Source organism: Streptomyces sp. yr375, from assembly GCF_900110755.1.
Lineage (GTDB): Bacteria > Actinomycetota > Actinomycetes > Streptomycetales > Streptomycetaceae > Streptomyces.
The window spans coordinates 1-23,348 of sequence record NZ_FOFF01000076.1; the positions used below are offsets into that span (position 1 = coordinate 1).

General features: G+C 71.5%; 15 protein-coding genes and 1 pseudogene. 4 read left to right on the forward strand and 12 right to left on the reverse strand.

Features of this window, described 5'->3' with window-relative positions; all coding sequences use genetic code 11:
• Positions 1 to 309 precede the first annotated feature (309 nt).
• Both BMZ82_RS37690 and BMZ82_RS37695 read right to left on the reverse strand, forming a co-directional pair.
• Positions 310 to 4,167, reverse strand: a complete 3,858-nt coding sequence (locus BMZ82_RS37690; RefSeq protein ID WP_177244865.1) for a carboxypeptidase regulatory-like domain-containing protein — start codon at positions 4,165 to 4,167, stop codon at positions 310 to 312.
• A gap of 156 nt (positions 4,168 to 4,323) precedes the next feature.
• Positions 4,324 to 5,355, reverse strand: coding sequence for a helix-turn-helix domain-containing protein (locus BMZ82_RS37695; protein WP_143098991.1), 1,032 nt, complete (start codon positions 5,353 to 5,355; stop codon positions 4,324 to 4,326).
• Between the two features lie 54 nt (positions 5,356 to 5,409).
• Between BMZ82_RS37695 and BMZ82_RS37700 the strand changes: the two genes are divergently transcribed.
• Both BMZ82_RS37700 and BMZ82_RS42925 read left to right on the forward strand, forming a co-directional pair.
• Positions 5,410 to 6,150 carry a FadR/GntR family transcriptional regulator gene (locus tag BMZ82_RS37700; RefSeq protein ID WP_093781919.1) on the forward strand — a complete coding sequence of 247 codons (741 nt, stop codon included), beginning with the start codon at positions 5,410 to 5,412 and terminating at the stop codon, positions 6,148 to 6,150.
• A gap of 215 nt (positions 6,151 to 6,365) precedes the next feature.
• A pseudogene (locus BMZ82_RS42925) lies at positions 6,366 to 7,124 on the forward strand (aldehyde dehydrogenase family protein); the annotation flags it as partial.
• Between the two features lie 263 nt (positions 7,125 to 7,387).
• Here the strand turns inward: BMZ82_RS42925 and BMZ82_RS37710 are convergent.
• The 4 genes from BMZ82_RS37710 to BMZ82_RS37725 all read right to left on the reverse strand — a co-directional run bounded on the left by BMZ82_RS37710 (position 7,388) and on the right by BMZ82_RS37725 (position 10,772).
• Positions 7,388 to 8,146, reverse strand: a complete 759-nt coding sequence (locus tag BMZ82_RS37710; RefSeq protein WP_093781920.1) for an enoyl-CoA hydratase-related protein — start codon at positions 8,144 to 8,146, stop codon at positions 7,388 to 7,390.
• Entirely contained in the window at positions 8,146 to 9,294 is a 1,149-nt protein-coding gene (locus tag BMZ82_RS37715; RefSeq protein ID WP_093781921.1) for an NAD(P)/FAD-dependent oxidoreductase, read from the reverse strand. The genes BMZ82_RS37710 and BMZ82_RS37715 overlap by 1 nt, the downstream gene beginning before the upstream one ends.
• Positions 9,295 to 9,510: 216 nt before the next feature.
• Positions 9,511 to 9,972, reverse strand: coding sequence for a VOC family protein (locus tag BMZ82_RS37720; RefSeq protein ID WP_093781922.1), 462 nt, complete (start codon positions 9,970 to 9,972; stop codon positions 9,511 to 9,513).
• The gene (locus BMZ82_RS37725) at positions 9,969 to 10,772 is read right to left on the reverse strand and encodes an NAD(P)H-dependent oxidoreductase (RefSeq protein WP_093781923.1); all 804 of its coding nucleotides are present in this window, start codon (positions 10,770 to 10,772) and stop codon (positions 9,969 to 9,971) included. Before BMZ82_RS37725 ends, BMZ82_RS37720 begins: the two co-directional genes overlap by 4 nt.
• A 232-nt stretch (positions 10,773 to 11,004) precedes the next feature.
• Here BMZ82_RS37725 and BMZ82_RS37730 point away from each other — a divergent pair, with 232 nt between their 5' ends.
• Entirely contained in the window at positions 11,005 to 14,205 is a 3,201-nt protein-coding gene (locus BMZ82_RS37730; protein WP_093781924.1) for a glycosyl hydrolase family 95 catalytic domain-containing protein, read from the forward strand.
• An 87-nt stretch (positions 14,206 to 14,292) separates the two neighbouring features.
• Here BMZ82_RS37730 and BMZ82_RS37735 read toward each other — a convergent pair whose 3' ends face one another.
• The 5 genes from BMZ82_RS37735 to BMZ82_RS37755 form a co-directional block, all read right to left on the reverse strand.
• Positions 14,293 to 16,044 carry an RICIN domain-containing protein gene (locus BMZ82_RS37735; RefSeq protein WP_093781925.1) on the reverse strand — a complete coding sequence of 584 codons (1,752 nt, stop codon included), beginning with the start codon at positions 16,042 to 16,044 and terminating at the stop codon, positions 14,293 to 14,295.
• Positions 16,045 to 16,188: 144 nt separating this feature from the next.
• Positions 16,189 to 17,022 carry a carbohydrate ABC transporter permease gene (locus BMZ82_RS37740; protein ID WP_093781926.1) on the reverse strand — a complete coding sequence of 278 codons (834 nt, stop codon included), beginning with the start codon at positions 17,020 to 17,022 and terminating at the stop codon, positions 16,189 to 16,191.
• Positions 17,019 to 18,005 (reverse strand): carbohydrate ABC transporter permease, encoded by a 987-nt coding sequence (locus BMZ82_RS37745; protein ID WP_093781927.1) that lies wholly within the window; start codon positions 18,003 to 18,005, stop codon positions 17,019 to 17,021. Before BMZ82_RS37745 ends, BMZ82_RS37740 begins: the two co-directional genes overlap by 4 nt.
• A 197-nt stretch (positions 18,006 to 18,202) precedes the next feature.
• Positions 18,203 to 19,453 carry a sugar ABC transporter substrate-binding protein gene (locus BMZ82_RS37750; protein WP_093781928.1) on the reverse strand — a complete coding sequence of 417 codons (1,251 nt, stop codon included), beginning with the start codon at positions 19,451 to 19,453 and terminating at the stop codon, positions 18,203 to 18,205.
• 138 nt (positions 19,454 to 19,591) lie between these two features.
• A complete protein-coding gene (locus tag BMZ82_RS37755) occupies positions 19,592 to 21,550 on the reverse strand; it encodes a glycoside hydrolase family 127 protein (protein WP_093781929.1) in 1,959 nt (652 codons plus the stop codon).
• Positions 21,551 to 21,809: 259 nt separating this feature from the next.
• On the opposite strand from BMZ82_RS37755, the gene BMZ82_RS37760 reads away from it, so the two are divergent.
• Complete coding sequence (locus BMZ82_RS37760) at positions 21,810 to 22,829, forward strand: LacI family DNA-binding transcriptional regulator (RefSeq protein WP_093781930.1); 1,020 nt, start codon at positions 21,810 to 21,812, stop codon at positions 22,827 to 22,829.
• 129 nt (positions 22,830 to 22,958) lie between these two features.
• Here the strand turns inward: BMZ82_RS37760 and BMZ82_RS37765 are convergent.
• A partial coding sequence (locus tag BMZ82_RS37765; RefSeq protein ID WP_177244866.1) for a class II aldolase/adducin family protein occupies positions 22,959 to 23,348 on the reverse strand: 390 nt, incomplete at its 5' end.

Below are 23,348 nucleotides of genomic sequence, written 5' to 3' on the forward strand. Positions count from 1 at the left end.
CACCGGCGGCCCGAAGCCGCTCGTACTCGTCGCGCCCGGGATGCCGCCGCGACACGCGCACCGAGCTCCGTCCGGCCTTCCGAGCCCAGCCGAAGGCAGTGTTCCGGTTCACCCCCAGCTCGCGCGCCACCACGGTCACGTTCCCCACAGCATCCAGCCGCGCAAGGAAACGCTCCCTCAACCCCGAAACATCATCGCGTCCAACGGCCACGGTCCTCGCAACTCCCACAGATCGCGGGTGTTGCGAGGACCGTCAGAACCCAAGGATCCCGGCGGATCCAAGGGGCCTTCGGCGTTCTTCCCGGCCGGCTAGCGGCGGGGCGTCACGGTCATCGACACCGGGACCGTCGGGTACACGTACGGCGTGTCCGTGCGGACCGCGAGAGCGGCGGTGTAGGCGCCGGTGGTGTCGACGGCCGGGACGGTGGCGTCCAGCCGGACCGTGACGGTCAGGCGTTGACCGGGGGCGAGGGTGTGGGTGGCGGGGGTGGCCGAGAGCCAGGTCACGTCGGTGGCGGGGACGCAACTGTCGAGGCCCGGGAGCTGCTCGGCGTAGGGACGGGCGTCGTAGGCGCTCGGTGCGCCGCCGACGCGGTAGAAGCCGCAGGCGCTGCCGGCCCGGTAGAGGGGGACGGCGGCGGAGGGGAGGGGCGACCAGGTGCGGGCGGCCGGGTCGTAGGCGTAACCGGCGGTGGTGAAGGCGGACAGCAGGCTGCTGGTGCCGCCGGAGAGCAGGAAGCGGCCGTCGGCGGTGGTGTAGGCCGAGCCCCACAGGTCGAAGGGCAGGTCGGTGATCGGGGTCCAGGCGGCGGACGCGGGGTCGTACGCGTAGCCGTGCCGGGTACCGGCCGCCGGGGTGGTGCCGCCCGCGCAGTAGAGGGTGCCGGAGATGCCGCCGCAGCCCAGCCAGGAGATCGCCTCGGGGTACGGGGTCGTCGTGTTCCAGGTGTCGGTGGCCGGGTCGTAGACCTGGACGTCGCTGCTGCCGCAGCCCTGTGCGGCGCAGCCGCCGACCAGGTACCACTTGCCGTCCAGCGTGGCGGAGGCGGCCGCCGCGTGACCGGCCGGGGACGGCGCGGCGGTGGACCAGGTGCGGTGCCGGGGGTCGTACACCTCGGTCGCGGGGACGGTGGCGCCGTCCGCGTCCCAGCCGCCGGTGACGTACAACTTGCCGTCGAGGAAGGCGGATTGGGGTGCGTCGCGGGGTGTGGTGAGGCCGCCGGGGAGCGCTGTCCAGGCGGCGGTCACGGGGTCGTAGACGTAGCCGTCGGTCAGCAGGGACGTGCCGTCCGCGCCGCCGACCGAGTAGACCCGGCCGTCCGGGCCGGTGGCGACGGCGTTGTCCATGACCGGGGTCGGATAGTCGGCCAGGCCGGTCCACGCGGAGGCCGCGGAGGCCTTAGGGGCTGCGGCGCTTGCCTCCGCCTTGCCCGTAGGGGAGTTCTTGTTGGAACCCGGGGTCGGGCGCAGTGGGCTGTAGTCGCCCGGTACGTCCTGACGGGCGGCCGGGTTTCCGGTCGGCAGGTCGCCGGAGCGCTCGGTGAGGGTCACGGTGAGGGGTGCCGAGCCGGTGTTCTTGAGGGTGACCTTCGCGGTCGCCGTCTTCCCCTTGGTCACGGACTTGCTCACCGACGCCGGGGACACCGACAGGCGGCCGGCGCGCAGTTCGGCGTCGAGCCGGGTGACGTGGTTCCGGCCGACCCGGGCCGCGGCGCTCAGCGCGCTGTAGTGGTCGGCGGTCACGGTGAACCGCTGCCTGCCGGTCGCCGGCGAGAAGAGCACGTACGAACCGTCGGCGGCGCTGGTCGCCGTCCCCGTGCCGCCGATCGCCGCCGAGCCGACCGGTTCCCCGGTGTTGCGGTCGGTCACCGTGCCGTGCAGCAGCCCGCCCGGTACCGGCGTGCAGGTCATCCCGCCGAAGGCGACGTCGTCGACCTCCCAGTAGTAGGCGTAGTCGCCCCGGTAGTGGAACCGGAGCTGCACCGCCCGCTGCCCGGCGGCGGACGGGAGGGCGAGGGACTGCGGCCCGGGACCGGCGTTGACGGTGTCGCGGTGCCACACCGTGGACCAGGTCCGGCCGCCGTCCACGCTGAGGTCGACGTCGGCCTTGGAGGCGTCGGCGAACTTCTTGTAGTACGTGGCGAAGCGGAGCGCCGGGGTCGCGTGGCCGGTCAGGTCGAGCACCGGGGAGAGCAGCGAGGTGTCCTGCGAGTCGCCGTAGTGGTCGCTGTCCACGATGGCGAAACCGCCCGACCCGCCGGTGAGGTTGCCCCGTCCGCCGAGGTCCTCGAAGCGCCAGGCGTGGCCCCGGCCGGCGGCGTCGGTGACGGTCCAGCCGGCGGGCGGCTGCGCGCCGTCGAAGGTCTCGGTGCCGTTGCTGTACGTCTGGGTGTAGCCGGGCGCGACGCAGGCCGCCGCGTCGACGGGCACGCTGACGTTCTGGGTGCGCCCCCGGTCCGTGACCGTCAGATCGGTCGTCGTCACCTGGTAGCCGGGGTACACCGGGTCTACCTGGAGGCTGAACGTGCTGTTGGCGGGCAGCCGGAGGGTGTAGCGGCCGGTGTCGGGGTCGGTGTACGTACGGGTGGCGGGCTCGTCCGCGACCTGCACGCCCGCGTGCAGCGGCCAGCCGTGCCCGGAGCCGTCCCGGATCCGCCCGCTGACGGTGACCAGGGGCTGGGCGGTGAGGGTGAAGCTCCGGGTGGCGGTCTGCCGGTCGGCGACCTCCACCCCGGCCGTCGTGGCGGAGCCGTAGCCGAACCTGGCGGCGGAGACGTCGTACGTGCCCGCCGGGAGGGTCATGGCGTACGCGCCCCGGTCGTCGGTCGTCGTGGCGTTCGCGCCCGCGGTGATCCGCACCCCGCCGAGCGGGGCGCCGCTGCCGGGGTCGGTCACCGTGCCGGCCAGCTCGCCGTACGGGCCGGTCGTGAAGGCGGCGGTGCCGTCGGGGGTGCCGAGGCCGGTGGGTCCGTCGTAGCCGGTGCCGGAGGTGCACAGGTAGGCGGGGGAGCAGGTGCCGTTGGTGCCGGTGGTCACGTCGTTGAGCGCGCCGGTGTGGGCGTACGGGTAGGCGGCCGGGTAGGTGGTCTTGCCGGGCGCTCCGGCGAGGGCGTAGGTCGCGGCGATGATCGGGGCGGACGCGCTGGTCCCGCCGTACACGCCCCAGCCGCCGTCCTCGTACGTGTTGTAGACGCTCACCCCGGTGTTCGGGTCGGCGACCGCCGAAACGTCCGACTCGGCGCGCTTGGCGCAGCCGCGGTCGGTCTGGAAGGACGGCTTGACCTGGTGGGCCGAGCAGCCGCTGCCCGCACCGGTCCACGCGGTCTCGCTCCAGCCGCGGGCGCTCCCGCCGTCGCGGCTCAGGGAGGTCCCGCCGACCGCGGTCACGTACGGCAGCGTCGCCGGGAAGCTGGGGCCGAAGCCGTAGCCGAAGTCGCCGGTGCTGAAGGTGATGGCCACGCCCGGGTGCTTGAAGTAGGCGTCACCGGAGACGTCGCCGACCGCGTTCTCGCTGGCGCCCCAACTGTTGGAGACGTAGGTGGCGCCGAGTGCGACGGCGGTGTTCTCCGCGGTGCCGAGGCTGTCGATGTCCGGCCCGTCCGCCTCGACGAGCAGGATGGCGCACCGCGGGCAGACGGCGCTGACCATGTCCAGGTCGAGGGCTATCTCGGCCGCCCAGCCCGCGTCGGGCTGCGGGTAGTCGGTGCCGCCCCGCTGGTCGGTCTTGCGGAAGCAGCCGTTGGCGGTGGTGCAGGGCGGCAGGCCGAACTGCGAGCGGTAGGTGGCGAGATCGGCCTCGGCGTGGGGGTTGTCGTAGGCGTCGACGACGGCCACGGTCGCGCCGCTGCCTGCGGCGTCCGACGGCAGGTCGTAGGCGCTCTGCAAGTCGGCGGGTCCCAACCCGGCCGGGGCGAGCAGGGGTTGCAGCCCTTTGGCGGACGGGACGTCGTCGCGGGCGACCGCGAAGCAGGCCATCTCGCCGGGGCGTTCGGGTCTCGCGCACAGTTGGCGGGTGGCCGCCGGCTGCGGCTCGGCTTTCGGCGCTGTGCCGCTACCAGCCGTCTCGGTACTGATCGTGTCCGTGGTGCTGCCGGACGCGGCGGCGGCCGCCGGTAATCCCGTCGTCAGCGCCGCCAGCGTGCCGACGACGGCGAGAAGCCTCGCCAACCGTGCTCGGAAAAGGCCCACCTTGACCATCCGGGTCCTCCCAGACCTTTGGGGGTACGAAGGAGAAAGATCGGTGGGAGCGTACGTCATGGGCATGTCACGTGTGTGAAATTGTGGATTCCTGTTCGAGTTGCCCGGTGTGGGTGGGTCGACGGGTCAGCCCGCGGCCGCGTCGCGGAAGGCCGCGAGGCGCAGGGCGAGTTCGAGGTCGTGACGGTCGGGGCCGGTGCGCAGGTCGACGGAGGTCAGGGCCTTGATGCGGTCCAGGCGGTAGTAGAGCATGGTGCGGTGCAGGTGCAGTACGTGCGCCGTCGCCTGGACGTCACCGCCGAGGTCCATGAACGTCCTGGCGGTGATCAGCAGGTCCGGGGTCTTCTGGCGGTGCAGTTCGGCCACGCCGGGGTGGATCTCCGCCGGATCCAGGCCCGGCGGCGCTTCGACGACCATCCGCCACCCGTGCAGACAGTCCCAGCTCGGCCGGGTCAGGAGGGCGCCCGCGCGCAGCGCCTGGAGGGTGAGCCGGGCCCGCCGGACCGCCTCGTGCAGTTCGACCAGGGGAAGGGGCGGCCCGCTCGTCGCCCCCGGATGGCCCGGTCCCGGCCCGACCGGGTGGGCGGTGAGCCCGCCGGGCAGCGGCCAGCCGTCGCGCCGCGCGTGTTCGTCGACGACGATCAGGGCGCCGTCGGGCAGCCGGGCGAGGATCGTGAGCCTGCGCGCCGCTTCGTCGTCAGGGCCCCGTTCGAGACGGCCCAGGAGATCGCGGAGTTGTCTGTCGTCGTCCTCGGGGGCCGCCCCGGAGGCGATCACGTGGATGGCGCGGTCGGCCGCCGCGGCGAGGGCGGGCAGCGTGTCCGGTCCGGCGCGGTCCTGGGGATCCAGCACCCACAGATAGCCCACCAGATGCTCGGCGACGCGCAGCGGAACGCACCAGCGCTGTTCCATGCTCGCCTCGGGGACGGCGGGCGTGCGCACGGGGGCGGTGGCGTGCGCCAGGCCGAGGCGGTCGATCACGTCGAGCGTCGCCGCGCTGACACCGCGCCGCAGGATGTTGTGCAGCCGCACGTCGTCGACCTCGGTCTGCACGCTCCAGCTCAGCGCGTGAAAGCTCGCGTCCTCGATCAGCACGGAGAACTCGAGGCGCTCGGCCAACGAGTCCACTACCGCCTGGAGGGTGTCTCCCGATCCCACCCAAGAATGGTAAGGCCAATATCCACCCGAAAGGAAGGGTGCTAGAAAGACCGGGTGACTACACCAAGGACGCCCGCCCGGGAACTGTTCAAGGAACTCGCCCGCACCCGCTCCGTGGACGACGTCGTGGACCAACTGCGACACGCCGTGCTGAGCGGGCGCGTCCCGGACGGCGGCCGGCTGCCCAGCGAGCGGGAGCTGGCCGAGGCGTTCGGCGTCAGCCGGGCGACCGTCCGGGAGGCGATCCGCGTCCTGGAGGCCGCCGGCATCGTGCAGGTGCGGCTCGGCGCGCGCGGCGGCGCGTTCGCCGCCAAGCCGGGGCCGGACGTCATGGGCCTCGCCCTGTCCTCGCTGCTGACGCTCCAGGCCACGACGGAGGCCGAACTCGCCGAGTTCCGGTTCACGTTCGAGCAGGACAACGCGGAACTCGCGGCCCGCCGCATCACCGCCGACCAGCGGGAGACGCTCGCCGAACTGCTGGCGGCCGCGCGTGTCGCGAAGCGCTGGAAGGAGGTCGAGCAGATCGACTTCACCGTCCACGAACTGCTCGCCGTGGCGTCCGGCAACTCCGTCCGCGTCGCCGTCTCGCAGGGCATCCACAACGCCGTCCTGCGGGTCTTCGAGCGCACCGAGCCGCAGCCGTCGTCCGTCCAGATCCTGCGTGACGACACGATCGCCGTCGCCGCCGCCGTCCTGGACGGCGACCCGGCCGCGGCGCAGCAGGCCATGCGGGAGCACATGAGCCGCTGGGTCGACGACCCGTCGGCACTGCCGCGCCGCCTTCCCCAGCCGTGACGGCTGTGACGCATGTGAGGGCCGTGAGGGGTGCGAGGGCTGCGGGGACTGGGCGGGGTGTCCGGGGTGCGGGGGCGGTGCGGGGTGCCGGGGTCGCAATGGCCTAGCCATTGACACATGAGGGATGTCGCTGAGATTCTCCGAACGTCGGGGCATGTCCGCGTGCAGTACCGCGAACAGGATGTGCCCGTACCTGTGACCGCTCGGAGGTAGTGATGACCGCGACATCGGCCGGCCGCACGGCCCTGTTCCCCATCGGCCCGACCGATCCGCTGGCCTTCGGCGCCGGCTCGCCGGAGCGTGAGCGCACCGCCGCCGCCCTGAAGGAGATCCGCTCCGCGGACTTCGACGTCCCGAACGTGATCGACGGCCGCGAGGTCCGCACCGGTCGCACGGCCAAGATCGTGACCCCGCACGAGCACGCGTACTCCTTCGGCCAGGTGCACCACGCCGGTCCGGCGGAGATGGCGAGCGCGATCGACGCGGCCACCCGCGCCTCCGCCTGGTGGAGCCGGCTGCCGTGGGAGGAGCGCGTCGCGCCGTTCCTGCGCGCCGCGGACATGCTCGAGTACGGCCCGTGGCGCGACCGGCTCAACGCCGCCACGATGCTGGAGCTGTCCAAGACGACCTACCAGGCCGACATCGACGCCGCCTGCGAGACGGTCGATTTCATCCGCGCCAACGTCAAGAACATGCTCGACATGTACGACGTCCAGCCCGGCTCCAACCCCGGCGCCTGGAACCGGCTCGAATACCGGCCGCTCGAAGGCTTCGTGTTCGCGGTGACCCCGTTCAACTTCACCTGCATGAACAACCTGGCCTTCGGCCCGGCCGTGCTCGGCAACACCGTGGTGTGGAAGCCCGCCGAGAGCGCCTCGCTGGTCGCCCACCTCTCCCTGCAACTGCTGCGCGAGTCCGGTCTGCCCGACGGCGTCATCAACCTCGTGTACGGCACCGGACCCGACCTCGGCCCGACCGCGCTGGCCCACCGCGACCTGGCCGCCGTCCACTTCACCGGCTCCACCACCACGTTCCAGGACTCGGTGGGGACGAGCGGTCCGAGGAAACCGAGCTTGCCGAACTCGGCGTACAGGTCGCGCGGGAACTCACCCGCGCGGTTGGCCGCGTCGAGACGGGCGCGGTGCTCCTCGCCGAAGGCGGCGAGGGTGGCGACGGTGGTGTCGATCCAGGTCCTGCTGCGGGCGTCGGTACGCAACGTCGGGTACATCTGCCCTCCTCAACTGTCCTTGCTCTGGCGAGAGTTGGTCCAGCGGGTCAGCGACCACATCTGGCGGGCCCGCTCGATCTCGACGGCCCGCTCCCAGTCGGCGCTGTCGAGGACGGTCAGGCGCAGGTCGGCCTTGAGGGCGCGGGCCAGCTCCGGGTCCACGGCCAGGTGCGCGACCAGTTCGTGGGCGGTCTGGCGCAGCTCGTCGGTGGGTACGGCGGCCCAGGCCAGCCCGAGGCCGACCGCCTCGGCGCCCCGCACGCGCCGGGCGAACACGCCCATCGCGGCGGCGGCCGTCGAACCGGCGGCCCGGTCGAGCAGGTGCAAATGGCCGCCGCCCGGGTGGATGCCGACGGCGGCGAACCCGGACACCAGCAGCGCGTACTCGGCCACCACCCGCAGGTCGGCGGCGAGCGCCAGGTTCAGGCCCGCCCCGACGGCCGCGCCGTTGACGGCCGCCACCGTCGGCACGCGCAGGGCGCCGAACCGCCGGAACCCCGCGTACAGCACGTCCAGGCCGTCGTAGCCCTCGTCGGCGGGGGCCGAGCGCAGCGCGGTCAGCACATCGGTGTCCGCGCCCGAGCAGAACGCCCGCCCGACGCCGGTGATCACCGCCGCCCCCACCTCCGGATCGGCGTCGATCCGGTCGCAGGCGGCGATCAGATCCCGCGAGGCCCGCGCGTCGAGCGCGTTGCGGGTCTCGGGACCGTCCAGCGTGATCCAGGCGACGCCGTCCTTCGTCTCCACGTCGATCCGGGTGGTCGCCATCAGAACACCATCCCGGCGGTGTCCACGCGCGCCTCGGCGAAGCGCTCCAGGCGCAGCGCGCTCATGTCGACGCTGCGCACACCGCCGTCGATGATCTCCTCGACCACCAACTGCCCCGCCACCGGAGCCTGGATGACCCCGTGCCCGGAGAACCCGCAGGCGTTGACCCAGCCCGGCGCGCCGGGGGCCTCGCCCAGGACGGGATGGTGGTCGGGGGTGTTCTCGTAGGTGCCCGCCCAGCATCCGGAGCGGTCCAGCGGCAGGTCGGCCAGCCACGGGAAGCGGGCGGTGCCCATCTCCAGCACGTTCTCCATCCACGGCCAGTCGACGTTCTCGTTGTGGCCGTCGACCTCGTCCGGCTTGGCGCCGGCGAACAGCAGCCGGTCGCCCTCGCTGCGCAGGTAGACGCCGGAGCCCACGTCGATGGTCATGGGCAGCGGGCCGGGCAGTGCGCCGGGCGCGGTGGCGTAGACGTTGCGGCGCGAGTGCACCACCGGGACGTCCGGGCCGGCCAGCGCGGCCACCTCGCCGCCCCAGCCGCCGGCCGCGTTGACGACGTACCGGCAGTCGACGGACTCGTCGCCGGCGGTGACCCGCCAGCCGTCGCCGACCTGCTCGACCGCGGTGACGCGGCGGCGGAAGCGGACCTGGGCGCCCAGGGCGCGGGCCATCGTCAGCCAGGCGCCTGCGGCCAGGTGCGGGTCGACGACCCCGTCGGCCGGGCCCCAGGTCGCGCCGGCGATGCCGTCGGCCGCGAACGGGGTGACGGCCTGCGCGGCGGCGACGTCGAGCACGTCGACGGGCACGCCGTGCGCCCGCTGGAGCTCCACGGCCTCCAGGTGGTCCGCCCAGGCGTGCTCGGGGACCAGCAGGAGGTAGCCCGACGCCCGGTAGCCGACGTCGAAGCCGTGGGTCTGCTCGAAGTCGCGGTAGGCCTTGATGCTCCGCCATGACAAATCGATGTTGAGCGCGTCCGCCCACTGGGCGCGGACCGACGCGAAGGACCGGCCACTGCTGCCCTCGGCCGGGCCGTCGTACGTCTCCAGGACGACGACGTTCAGCCCACTGCGGGCGAGCTGGAAGGCGCAACTGGCGCCGACCACCCCAGCGCCTACGACAACGACATCGGTACGGTTCTGCACGGTCATCAGACCTCCGTCCATCGGGATGCGAGGACGGTACGGCCGAGTGCTCCCGCAGCGCTTCGTAGGGGAGACGGGAACCCGGCGCCCGGGTTCCTACAGGTGTCGAAACTCCCCGGTTCGGTGCCGTGACCACGCACAACGCGACTGTCCCGCTCCGGTGTGCCGGAGCGGGACAGCCGCGTGGGAACCCCTTGTGGGGGCGGGAAACCGCGAAGAGGTCTAGCGGGACGGGTTGGCGGAGCGGATCTGCAGGACCACGCCCGCGCCGGCGTCGGCGGTGTCGAAGTAGGTGAAGCCGCTGCCGTCCGGCCGGCGTCCGCGCAGCAGGACGTCCAGGCCGAGGTCCGCCGCCCGGGCCTCGGCGGCGTCGCACGTGGGCACGGAGAAGCCGAGGTGGAAGACCCCCTCGCCGTGCGTCTCCAGGAAGTCCCGCTGCGGGCTCTCGCCCTTCCCGGGCCGGCAGAGCTGGAGCTGTACGTTGCCCAGGTCGGCGTACTTGTACGTGAGGTCGAGGAACGCGTCCGGGTCGGGCACCTGGAGGTCGTCCTTGAAGGCTTCCAGGGACGGGAAGTCATGCCAGGGGCCGACCTCCTTGGACTCGTAGTACGCGACCGACTTGTCGATGTCGCGCACCACGACGCAGATGTGGTGCAGCGTCTGGAACACCGGTGTGTCACTCACGAGGTCGACTCCTTCTCGTCTGCCGCCGGGGTTGCCGGGTCTACCGGGTCTACCGGGGCCGCGGGATTCCACTGGAAGCCGCTGCGGGCCACGACTCCGGGCTTGAGCCGCTCGTCGGGGCCGTAGTCCGCGGCGGGGTGGAAGTAGAGGGGCTCGGTGTCCTCCAGGGTCAGCAGGCGCTTGCCGTACTCCTCCAGGTACGCCTCCCGCTCCTCGGGGGACCCCCGGCCCGGCATCCAGGCCACGTACGGCGGCAGGACGTCGAAGCCGAGGTAGCGGAAGATCCCGTTGTGGACGGGCCACAGGATGTGGTCGATGGCGCCGTCGATGCCGTCGGGCTCGTACAGGCTCGACGCCGTGCCGGTGGTCGCGCACACCATGGCGCGGCGGCCCCCGAGCATGCCGGTGTCGTACTTCCGGCCGGCCCCGTAGGCGAACCCGCGGGCCATGGTGCGGTCGACCCAGCCCTTGAGGATGGCCGGCATCCCGAACCACCACATCGGGAACTGGAAGATCACCAGGTCGCACCAGGCGACCTTCTCCTGCTCCGCCAGGATGTCGGCCGGGGTGAGCCCGCCCGCCGACACGCGTTCCTGTTCCTTGGAGACGTCGAGGAAACCGGGGTCGAGCCGGGTACCCGGAAGATCGTCCGCGTCCAGGGCGGACTTCCAGCCGAGCCGGTACAGATCACGCACCACCACCGCGTGCCCGGCCTGCTCCAGCACCTGCACGGCTCTGTCCTTCAGCGCGCCGTTGAAGGAGTGGGGTTCCGGGTGGGCGAATACGATCAGCACGTTCACGAGGCAAAGTGTGCCGTTCTGCGCCCCCCACCGTCAATGGTTAGGCCATTGCCCTGGGGCCGCCGAGTTCTCAGACGGCGGGGTCGACGACGTCCCACCCCTAGACATCCGATCTATCATCCGGCGACGATGATCGCGCCCTCGACGAGGCGTCGATGTGGCGGTCGTTTCTTCTGGGAAAGAGCCGAAAGAGCCGATGAAAGAGCCGATGAATGGGCCGGGAGATTTCACCGTGATCAATGAATCCCAACCGCAGCGACGAAGCGTCCTCAAGTTCGGCGGCGCCTTCGCCCTTGCACCTCTGATCACCCAGCTCGCCGGCGGGGCCGCGGTGGGACAGGCCGCCGCCGCGGAGAGCGGCGCACCGGCGGCGGCCGTCCGGTGGCCGACCCTGTCGCGCACGGCGCTGAAGTACTCCGTACCCGCCGTGGACTGGGAGTCGCAGGCCCTGCCGATCGGCAACGGCAGGCTCGGCGCCATGCTCTTCGCCGACCCCTACCAGGAGCGCATCCAGTTCAACGAACAGAGCCTGTGGGGCGGCGTCAACAACTACGACAACGCCCTCGCCGGCAAGCCGGACAGCGACTTCGACACCGGGATGACCGGCTTCGGCTCGTACCGGAACTTCGGCGACGTCGTCGTCACCTTCGCCCCCCGCGCGACTCCGCAGGTCACGGCCCCCGGCGGACCGTACAGCAGCTCCTCCTCGGAGGGCGTCGACAAGTCCTGCGACGGTCTCCCGAGCACCAAGTGGTGCATCGAGGGGCCCGGCGCGCAGGTGCGGTGGCAGGTCGAGCTGCCCGAGCCCGTCGCCGTCGCGACCTACCGTCTGACGAGCGCCAACGACGTGCCGCAGCGCGACCCGCAGGAGTGGACGTTCGCCGGTTCCGCCGACGGCGCCACCTGGACCACGCTCGACAGCCGCACGCTCGCGGCGCCCTTCGAGAGCCGGTTCCAGACGAAGGAGTTCACCTGCGCCGCCCCCGCCGCCTACCGCTTCTACCGGTTCGACTTCGTCCCCAAGGCGGGCGTCAGCCACTTCCAGGTGAGCGAGATCGGGCTGTCCGGCGTCGACTTCGGCGCGGGCGGCTCGATGTACCTGTCCTCGCCGAGCGGCCACTCCGAGGGCTCCCGGGCGGCGGACCTCTCACGGTCGGTGGACCGCGACCCGGCCACGGTCTGGCGGGTCGCCGCCGACGCCGACGCCCCGGCCGTCGTCTGGCAGGCCGACCTGCCCCGCGCGGTCGCCGTCACCTCGTACGCGCTGACGGCGGCCCCGGTCCGGCCACGCGACGACCCCCGGCGCTGGACGCTCGAGGCCTCGCAGGACGGGCGCGCCTGGACGACCCTCGACACCCAGAACCCCGGCAAGTCCTTCGCCGCCCGCGGCGAGACCCGGACCTTCCCGGTCACAAACGACACGGCCTACCGCGCCTACCGGCTCACCCTGACCCCCGGCGCGTCCGCCACCGCCGTACAGCTCGCGGAGATCGCACTCCAGGGCCCGGGCTTCGACTCGCGCACGCAGCGCACGGTCGTCGACTACCAGCGCGGCCTGGACTTCACGAAGGGCATCCACACCACCCGCTTCGGCGCGCCGGGCCGCCGCGTCCTGCGCGAGGCCTTCGCCAGCCGGTCCGCGGACGTCATGGTCTTCCGCTACGAGTCGGACGACGCCCGAGGCCTCTCCGGCGCGATATCGCTGACGTCCGCACAGGACGACGCCCCGACGACCGTCGACGCCCATGCCGGGCGGATCGCCTTCAGCGGAGTCATGGGCAACGGACTCAAACACACCTGCACCGTGCAGGCCGTGCACACCGACGGCGACCTGCGCGCCGACGGCTCGGTGCTGCGGTTCAGCGGCTGCACCACCCTGACCCTGTTCCTCGACGCCCGCACCGACTACAAGCTCGACGCCGCCGCCGGCTGGCGCGGACCCGCTCCGCAGCCGATCGTCGCCGCCGCGCTCGCCAAGGCCACCGCCCGCTCCTACGACAGGCTGCGCGCCGAGCACACCGCCGCGACGCGCGCCCTCATGGACCGGGTCTCGGTCGCCTGGGGCACCTCCGACGCGGCAGTCGTCGCGCTGCCGACCGACGCCCGGCTGGCGCGGTACGCGGCGGGCGGCGAGGACCCGACGCTCGAACAGACGATGTTCGACTACGGCCGCTACCTGCTGATCAGTTCCTCTCGTCCGAACGGCCTGCCCGCCAACCTCCAGGGCCTGTGGAACGACAGCAACCAGCCGGCCTGGGCCTCCGACTACCACACCAACATCAATGTCCAGATGAACTACTGGGGAGCCGAGACGACGAACCTGTCGGAGTGCCACGAGGCACTCGTCGGGTTCGTCGAGCAGGTCGCGGTGCCCAGCCGCGTGGCGACCCGCAACGCCTTCGGCAAGGACACCCGCGGCTGGACCGCCCGCACCAGCCAGAGCGTCTTCGGCGGCAACTCGTGGGAGTGGAACACCGTCGCGAGCGCCTGGTACGCCCAACACCTCTACGAACACTGGGCGTTCACCCAGGACCTGGGCTACCTCCGCAGCACCGCCTACCCGATGATCAAGGAGATCTGCGAGTTCTGGGAGGACCAGCTCAAGGAACGCGAGGACGGCACTCTCGTCTCGCCGAACGGCTGGTCCCCCGAGCACGGGCCGCGCGAGGACGGCGTCATGTACGACCAGCAGATCATCTGGGACCTGTTCCAGAACTACCTCGACTGCGAAGCCGTACTCAAGGCGGACCCCGGCTACCGGGCCAAGGTCGCGGACATGCAGGCCCGCCTCGCCCCGAACAAGATCGGCAAGTGGGGTCAACTCCAGGAGTGGCAGGAGGACATGGACAGCCCCACCGACTACCACCGCCACACCTCCCACCTCTTCGCCGTCTACCCGGGCCGCCAGATCACCCCGAGGACGACCGAATTCGCCGCCGCCGCCCTCGTCTCGCTCAAAGCACGATGCGGCGAGAAGGAAGGCGTCCCGTTCACGGCCGCGACGGTGCCGGACGACAGCCGCCGCTCGTGGACCTGGCCCTGGCGGGCGGCCCTCTTCGCGCGCCTCGGTGACGGGCAGCGCGCCCAGATCATGCTGCGCGGACTGCTGGCCTACAACACGTTGCCCAACATGTTCGGCAACCACCCGCCCTTCCAGATGGACGGCAACTTCGGCATCACGGGGGCGGTGGCGGAGATGCTCGTGCAGAGCCATGACGGCGTCGTCCACCTGCTGCCCGCCCTGCCGGACGACTGGAAGGCCGAGGGTTCCTTCACCGGGCTCCGCGCCCGCGGCGGCTACGAGATCGACTGCGAATGGCGCAACGGGAAGGTCACGTCCTACCGCGTCGTGGCCGACCGGGCGCGCACCCGGGGGAGCGTCACCGTGCGCGTGAACGGCGTCGACAGGAAGGTGAAGCCGGCCAGGCCCTGACGACGCCGAAGACCCCCGGAGCCGGTGCTGCTCCGGGGGTCTTCGCGTTTTTCGCGGAGGTCAAGCCCTTAGGCCGTCATGTCCTGCTCAGCGTGCGGTCAGGTTCCACAGGTGGTCGGCGGTGCCGTTGTCGTCCCACTGCAGGACCTGGGCGCCGGACGCGGTGCTCATGCCGCTCACTCCGAGCAGGAGACCGCTGTTGTAGTTGGCGATCTTGAAGAAGCCGCCGGGTGCCGGGATGACCTGCCACAGGTGGTCGGCGGTGCCGTTGTCACCCCAGATCAGCGCGGTGCCGCCGTTGCTGGTGCCCGCGTTGGTGATGCCGAGCAGCAGGCCGCTCTTCTGGTTGACGATCTTGTAGAGGCCGGTGCCGGCGGCGACCAGGGTCCAGTTCTGGTCGGTACCCGTCGTCGACGTCGCCTGGACGACCGAGGTGCCCTGCGCGGTGCCCGCGTTCACGGTGTCCAGCGCGAGACCGCTGTTCTTGTTGGTGATCTGGTAGCGCCCGGCGAGCGAGGTGGACGTGCCGCTCGGGGTGACGACCACGTGGTAGCCGTCGGTGGCGTTCATGGCCACCGGCACGGTGATGGAGCCGTTGCTGACGGTGTAGTCGCTGTCGGAGATGGTGATCGGACCGGGGGACGCGGTGGTGCGGCCGGTGTTGGGGGAGTACTCCACCTTGACGTGGACCGTGCCGCCGAAGGCCGACAGCGACGACAGGCCGTTGACGGTCACCGCGCAGGACCCGGCGCAGCCGCCGGCGACCACGCTGATCTGGTTGTTCGCGCCGTTACGGGCGGCGAAACCGTCGATGCCCGTCTGCGCGGGAGGCGTGGTGACGAGCATGTTGCCCGACATGTCGCCGTACCACTTGTACGTCCAGTACGAGCCGTTGGGCGAGCCGCCGGTGTCGGTGAGGGTGTCGCCGAGGGTGCCGTAGTGGTTCCAGAAGGCGAGTTCGGCGTCACGGACGCCGCCGCGCTCGAACTTGGCGGCGTAGCCGATCAGGGCGCCGGAGTTGCCCATCTCGGCGGGTGTGCCGTACTCCTCGATGTCGATCGGCCGCGGGCTGATGCCGAGGCTGGTCTCCAGCGCGCGGTACGCCGAGATGTGGGCGGCGATGTTCTGGCTGCCCTCCAGCTCGTGCCAGGCGATGACGTCCGGGACGGTGTTGCTGGCCTTGGCGTCGGTGAGGAACGTGGTCATCCAGGACTGGTTGTACACCGAGGTGCTCGGGCCCTGGATCGGCGTAGTGGCGTCCTTGGAACGCACCTCCTGGAACGTGCGCGCCCAGCCGGCGTCGAAGGCGCCGGCCTTGGCGGTGTCCCAGGTCCAGTCGGGCTCGTTCCACAGCGCGTATCCGCTGATGTTGGTGGCGGAGGAGGCCTTGACGGACGCGACCTGCTGGTCGACCGCCGACAGCCAGTCGGTCCAGCTCACCCACTTGTAGGGGAAGTCCGGGTACCAGTCCGGCATCCGGACGACCACCTTGGCGCCCGCGTTGGCCGCCTTGGCGGCCACCACCAGCGCGTCACCCGCCGGGGCGGGCTCGCCGTTGGGCAGCTGGTGGCCGCCCGGGGCCATCTGTATGAAGGTGTTCGGCTTGAGCGGGGTCACCAGGCTGTCGGCCGGGGTCGACGGGCTGGAGAGGCCGTAGAGGCTGCCGGTCCCCACGTGGGTGACGGAGCGCAGCGTCTGGTTGGCGTTGACGATCAGGGTGGTCGCGGTAGTCGGGGACGCCTGGGCGGGAGCGGCGCCCGCCACCGCGGTGGCGGCGAGTGCGGCGACGCCCAGCGCGGCGGTGAGGTGTCTGGGGGCGAGGGTTCTGGTGCGGCTCATTGGAACGGTTCTCCTCACGGAGGGAAGGGAGGGAGAGGATGTGCCGGGACGGGGACGGGCCGGAATGGGAACGGCCGGGATGGGAGGGGACGGTGCGGGAGTCGCTCCTCGCGGGAAGGAGCGGTGACGGTTCTGCCGGCGGTCTCAGTCCTTGACCGCGCCGGCGGTGACACCCGCGGCCACATACCGTTGGGCAAGGACCAGCAGAACCGCTGCGGGGATCGACGCGATGACGGCGGTGGCCATGATCGCGTTCCATTCCTGGTTGTTGTTCCCGATGTACTTGTAGATGCCGAGGGTGATCGGCCTCAGGTCGCCGCCGCCGTCAAGGGTGTTGGCGAAGACGAAATCGGACCAGGCCCACAGGAAACTGAAGAGGGACACGGTGACCACGGCGTTGCGGCTCACCGGCAGCACCACCGAGCGGAAGGTGCGCCAGGTGCCGGCCCCGTCGATGCGGGCCGCGGAGATCAGCTCGCCGGGGATGCCGGACATGAACGCCGTGAAGATCATGACGCCGAAGGGCACGGCGATGGTGGAGTCGGCGATGATCAGCCCCCACCAGGAGTTGAGCAGACCGGCGTCGAGGAAGATGCCGTAGAAGCCCATCGCCATGACGATGCCCGGGATCATCTGGGCGACCAGCAGGACGACGCCGAGCAGACCGCCGCCGAAGGGCCGCAGCTTGGCCAGTGCGAAGCCGGCCGGGGCCGCCAGCACGAGGGTGAGGGCGACCGTGCCCAGACCGATCAGCAGACTCGTGCCCAGGTAGGGCAACTGGTCGTCCAGGACGGCCCGGTAGCCCTCGAAGGTGGGGTGCAGCGGGAACAGGTCGGGCGGGGTCTTGCGCATGTCCTGCTGCGGGGTGAGGGACACGTTGATCATCCAGTACACCGGGAACAGCATCACGGCGGTGAGCACGATGCCGACGGCGGTGTAGAGGCGCGAGCGCCCGGGGGAGCTGTGGACGGCGGTCATGCTTCCTGCTTCCTCTGGACGCGGATGTACAGCAGGCCGAAGACGAGGGCGATGAGGATGAGGATGTTGCCCACCGCGGCCCCGGGGCCGAACTTCGGCAGCAGCGTCCCGAACCCGAGCTGGTAGGACCAGGTCGCCAGGGTCGACGAGGCGTCGCCGGGGCCGCCCTTGGTCATGATCCAGATCAGGTCGAACACCTTCAGCGTGTAGACGAGCCCCAGCAGCAGCGTGATCGCGGAGACCGGGCGCAGCAGCGGGAAGGTGATGCGCCGGAACTGCTGCCAGGCGCTGGCCCCGTCCAGCGAGGCCGCCTCGTACAGCTCCCCGGGGATGTTCTGCAGCCCGCTGTAGAGGATGACCAGGTTGAACGGGATGCCGATCCAGATGTTGGCGATGACCACCGAGGTCAGCGCCCAGTCGGGCGAGTTCAGCCAGTCGACCGGTGCCACGCCGCCCAGGCTCAGGACGTAGTTGATGACGCCGGACTCACTGTTGAACATCCACGACCAGGTCGACGCCGACACGATCAGCGGCAGCAGCCACGGGATCAGGAACAGCGCCCGGAGCGTGCCCGCCAGCCGGAAGTGCCGGTTGAAGAAGACCGCGAGGGCGAGCCCGGCGGCGTACTGGAAGGCGATCGACACGAAGGTGAAGATCATGGTGTGGCGCATCGCCGGCCCGAACGTGGGATCGTCCAGGACCGTCTTGAAGTTGTCCAGCCCGGAGAACGGCGCGTCGCCCGCCACGAACGACCGGACCGTGTAGTTGCGCAGGCTCAGGTCGAGGTTGCGGTAGAGAGGGTAGAGGTAGAACGCGGCGAGGTAGGCGCCCAGCGGGGCGACGAACGCCAGTGCGGTGAGCCTGCTCTTACGGCGCTGGCGGCGCCGGAGCGTCGAAACGTCCGTACGGTCCTCGGTGCCGGGCGCCCCGGTGGTGGCCGGGGACCGCCGCGGACGGCGGTCGACGCGGGCGGCGATGGTCATGCGAACTCCTGGATGCGGGTGGCGTGTCCGGGGCGGGCGCGGTCAGGCGGTGAGGCCTGGGGGCCGGCTCGGTGGGCGGGGGCGCCGTCCTTCGGCGGCCGTGCCCTCGTCACCTGCTCCCCGTCCGCTCCCCCCGCCGGCCTCGTGCGGCCGGCGGGGAGGGCGGGGGGAGCGTGCCCCATGGACGTCGGGGTGTGTCAGCCCTTCGAGGCGGCCGTCTGCGCCTCGTCGAGGGCGTCCTTCGGGCTCTTGCCGCCGGACAGCGCGCCCTGCACCGCGGTCCACATCGGCTGCGAGATGGTCGGGTACTTGGTGCCCAGGCCACCGCTGGTGCGACCGCGCGCCGCCGACACCGCGTCCACCCACGGCGTGAGCTTGGGGTTCGCCGCGGTCTGCTTGTCCTGCACCTCGGCGGTGGGGGCCACGTACGCCAGCGTGGTGTCGGTGGCGAGCAGGTTGGCGGGGTTGGTCAGACAGGTGACGATCTTCTTGGTGGTGTCGTAGCGGGAGGTGTCCTTCTGCACCGGGACGGTGACGAACTCTCCGCCGGTCGGCACCGGCGCCGCGCCGCCGTTCTGCGCGGGGATGCTGATGACCCCGTTCGGGAAGCCGGCCTTCTCCGCGTTGCCGAGCTGCCAGGTGCCGTTCTCGCTGAACGCGTAGTCACCGGTGGCGAACTCCTGCCAGCTGGTGGTCTGGGTGTTCTGCAGGACGTCCTTGGGAGCCAGTCCCTTGTCCACCCAGTCCTTCCACAGCGACAGGGCGGCCACGCCCTTGTCCGAGTTGAGCTTCGTGAGGTCTGCGCCGGCGCCCCAGAACCACGGCAGGAACTGGAAGCTGCCCTCCTCGGTGTTGATCGCGGAGAACGTGATGCCCTTCTTGCCCGCCGCCTTCACCTTCTCCAGCGCCGCCGTCAGCGAGGCCCAGTCCTTGATCGACGCCGGGTCGACGTGCGCGGCGGACAGGACGTTCGCGTTGTAGTAGAGGGCGAGCGTGTTGGCGCCGATCGGGACGCCGTAGGCGGCGCCGTCGATGGTGCCCGCGCCGATGATGTTCTTCTGGATGGACTTCGTGTCGAGACCGAGGTCGCTCGTCTTGTTGAGGATCCCGGCCTCCACCATCGTGGAGACGACCGGGTTGTCCACCAGCATCACGTCGGGCGCGTTGCCCTGCTGCGCTGCCAGCAGCGCCTTGTTGCCCAGGTCGGTGGTGTCGAGCCCGGTGCGCTTGATCTTCACCCCGGCGTCCGTCCCGCACTTGGCCACGAGCTTGCCCCACGCCGAGGAGGCGTCGAACTGCGGGTACGGGTCCCAGAAGTTGTACGTTCCCCCGGACTTGCCGGACGCGGAGGAGCCGGAGGAGCCGGAGCCGCCGCCGCAGGCGGTGGCGGTGGCGAAGGCGCCGATGACGGCGACGGCGGCGATCAGGTTGCGGCGGGTGTTTCTCACGGTGACCTCGTTGTCTTAGGGGTGGTGCGTAGGGAGTGAGAAGGAGAGGCGGAGCGATGAGGGGGAGGGGTGATACGAGGGGGGGGAGGGGAGAAGGAGGCGGAGGATTCAGGAGGTGGGGGGCTCAGGAGGTGGGGCTCAGGAGGTGGGAAGCCAGACGCGCATGCTGCCGTCCTGGCGGTTGGCCCACGCGTAGTAGGGGATCGCGGTCAGCTCGAGAGCTTCACCGGCCGCCGGCGTCTCGGCGGTCTCCGCAGTCTGGTACGGCCACCACCCGGCATCGGGGATCTGCCTGCGGTGTCCTGCGGCCACCACGGTGGTCACACCGCCGAGCAGGTCCGGACGGTGCTTCACGGCGAGCGGGCGGGTGGTGTCGATGACCATGTCGTCGAGGCCGCCACCGGGGTGGTCGACCTGCTCCAGGCAGTACACGAGCGGCCCGCGCTCGATCGCCACACAGCCGCGCACCGCGTCCACCCGCGGGTCGGCCGCGGTCAGGCGGGGGTCGAGGACGAGTTCGAGGACGACCCGGTCGCCGGGCGCCCAGGTGCGCTCCAGCCGCAGCCACCCGGCGTCGACGGGCGCGTCCGTCTGGTCGTATGTCGTGTCCCCGACCCGGACCCGGTACTCGTGGCACCACTGCGGGATCCGCAGGGAGAGCGTCCAGGGCCGGTCCTGCGGGGTCTCGTCGACGGTCAGGCCGATCGCGCCGTGCCACGGGTAGTCGGTCTCGGCGCTCACCACGACCGGGTGCCCGGCGACGTCGCCCGAGTAGGTGCCCGTGACGTACTGGTGGATCTGGAGGCCGCCGGCGTCGGTCGAGGCGAGGTAGTGCTCCAGGCTCGCCAGCAGCCGCATGACGTTCGGCGGGCAGCAGGCGCAGCGGAACCAGCGGGTACGGCGGGCCGACTGGTCGCCACCGGGGTCGGTGTGCCCGTCGCGTACCTGGAGCGGGTTGACGTACAGCCAGCCCTCGCCGTCCAGGGAGACCCCGGCCAGGAAGCCGTTGTACAGCGTGCGCTCGATCAGGTCGGAGTAGCGGGCCTCGCCGGTGAGCAGGGCCATCCGCCAGCTCCACTGGATGGAGGCGATGGCAGCGCAGGTCTCGCAGTAGGCGCGCTCGTTCGGCAGCTCGTACGGGTCGCCGAAGTCCTCCTCGTCGTGGTGGGCGCCGAGGCCGCCGGTGATGTGGGTCTTGGTGGCGGCCATCGCCTCCCACAGCCGCTCGGCGGCGGCCCGCAGCTCGGCCTCGCCCGTCTCGGTCGCCAGGTCGGTCGCGGCGGCCAGCAGGTACAGCTGGCGTACGGCGTGCCCCTCGACGTTGACGGCCTCGCGCAGCGGCACCCGGTCCTGGCAGTACGCCTCGCCGCCGAGCAGACCGCGGCCGAAGCGGTCGACGAAGTAGCCGGCCAGGTCCAGGTAGCGGCGCTCGCCGGTCTCCCGGTACAGCTCCACCAGCGCGGTCTCCACCTCGGGGTGGCCGTCGACGCCGTCGATGGGCTTGCCGCTCTCCGGCAGGCCGAAGACCGAGTCGACGTGGTCGGCGAAACGCCGCGCCACGTCCAGCAGTTCGGTGCGGCCGGTGGCCCGGTGGTGGGCGACCGCGGCCTGGATCAGATGGCCGGCGCAGTACAGCTCGTGGCCCCAGCGCAGGTCCTTGAAGCGCTCGCCCTTCTTGAGGAGCTGGAACCAGGTGTTGAGGTAGCCGTCGGGCTGCTGGGCGTCCGCGACGACGGTGATGATCCGCTCGACGTCGGCGGCCAGCCGCTCGGCCTGCTCGCCGCCCTCACCCGGCGCCCACTGGGCGAGCTGCCAGGACGCGGCCTCCAGCCACTTGTATACGTCCGAGTCCACGAACGGGTACCCGCCCTGGAACTCGCCCTCGGCCGTACCGCCCAGCACCCGCAGGTTGTTCAGGTTTCCCGCCGACTCCAGCAGCCCGGGGCCCTGCGGGACCGAGATCCGCGCGTTCACCTCGCGACGGGCGTCCCAGAAACCGGCACGTACGTCGGCGGCGGCAGGGGCGAGCGCGGCCGTGGCACCCGGGCCGGGACGGACCGGACCCGGGGTGTGCGAGGCGGAACGTGTGAGGGGCATGGCTCTCCGAAGAAGTCAGGCGCGGGGCAGAGGATGGGTCCGGCGGACGGTGCCGCGGTGCCCATGAACCCGGCAGGCGATGTTTCGCCTTTCGGTCCCGCTTGAGCAAACGTTTTTCTGCCCGAAACGTAGAGAGGTGCGGAGTGTGAGTCAAGATGTGCGTCCAACTATTTTCTGCTGCCCCATCAGGGCTGGCCTGTAACCGCTGGCAGTGCCAGGATGTACGTCGTTGACGACCTCAAGGAAAAGGATTGCGCGCGTGACCGCCGTTCCCCCTTCCCTGCCCAACGGGCGAGCCAAGCTCGCCGACGTCGCCGCGCTGGCCGGCGTCAGCGTCGGAACGGCCTCGAAGGCGCTGAGCGGCAGCGGCAGGATGCGACCCGAGACCCGGCAGCGGGTGCTGGCCGCCGTGGAGGCCCTGGACTTCCGGCCCAACCAGCACGCGCAGAGCCTGCACACCGGCCGCAGCTGGACGGTCGGCCTGATGACGACGGACGGCATCGGCCGGTTCAGCACCCCGGTGCTGCTCGGCGCCGAGGACGCGCTCGGGGCCGGCAAGATCTCCGTGCTGCTGTGCGACACCCGCGGCGACGCCATCCGTGAGCAACACCACTTGCGCAACCTCACGGACCGCCGGGTGGACGGCATCATCGTCACCGGCCGGCGCACCGACCCGCGGCCGCCCTTGAAGGGCATCGAGCCGATACCGACCGTCTACGCGCTCTCGCCGTCCACGGACCCGGCCGACATCTCCGTGGTCTCCGACGACCTGAGCGGCGCGCGGCTGGCCGTCGAGCATCTGCTGGCGACCGGGCGCACCCGGATCGCGCACATCACGGGCCCGGCCCATCACGCGGCCGCCCGCGACCGTGCCCACCACACGGTGGAGCTGCTGAAACGTTCCTCGCTGGAACTGGCCACCGGCCGGGTCCACTTCGGCGAGTGGAGCGAGGCATGGGGGCGGCGCGCCGCCGAGGCGGTCCTGCGCACGGCGCCGGACACGGACGCCTTCTTCTGCGGCAACGACCAGATCGCCCGCGGTGTCGCCGACTGCCTGCGCGAGAACGGCGTGGACGTCCCGGGCAAGGCCGCGATCGTGGGCTACGACAACTGGGACATCATGGCGCTGGCCTGCCGCCCGCCGCTCACGACCATCGACACGGACCTCACCGAGATCGGCCGGCAGGCCGCCCTGCGCCTGCTCGACGCCATCGGTGGCCAGCCGGAACCCGGCCTGCACTCCGTGCCGTGCCGGCTCGTCGTCCGGGAGTCCTCCTGAGCCGCTGCCCAACGGGCGCTGCCGGCGAACCCGCGGGCGGCAGGGGCACGTCTCCGCGAAGGTGACACCCCCCGGTGGGAGGTGTCACCTTCGCGGCCGTCAGCACCCCGGGCCTTCGGCCCGGGCCGGTCACACGGGAGTCGCCTCCGGGTTGCCGTAGTAGGCGTCGGGGCCGTGTTTGCGGGTGTAGTGCCGCTCCAGGAGGTGTGGGGGCGGCGGGCTTGTCGGGGACAGGGCGAAGGTGTGCAGGGCGATGTCGGCGACGGCCTCGCAGATGATGGCGTGTTCGAGGGACTTGCGGGCGGTGGCGCCCCAGGTGAAGGGGCCGTGGCCGGCGACGAGGGCGCCGGGGACCTCGACCGCTTTGCGGTCGTCGCCGTCCAGCGTGTCGACGATGACGCGGCCGGTGTTGTACTCGTAGTCCTTCGCGCACTGTTCGGCGGTGAGGTCGGGGGTGCAGGGCAGGGGGCCGTTGAAGGTGTCGGCGTGGGTGGTGCCCAGGACGGGTATCTCGCGGCG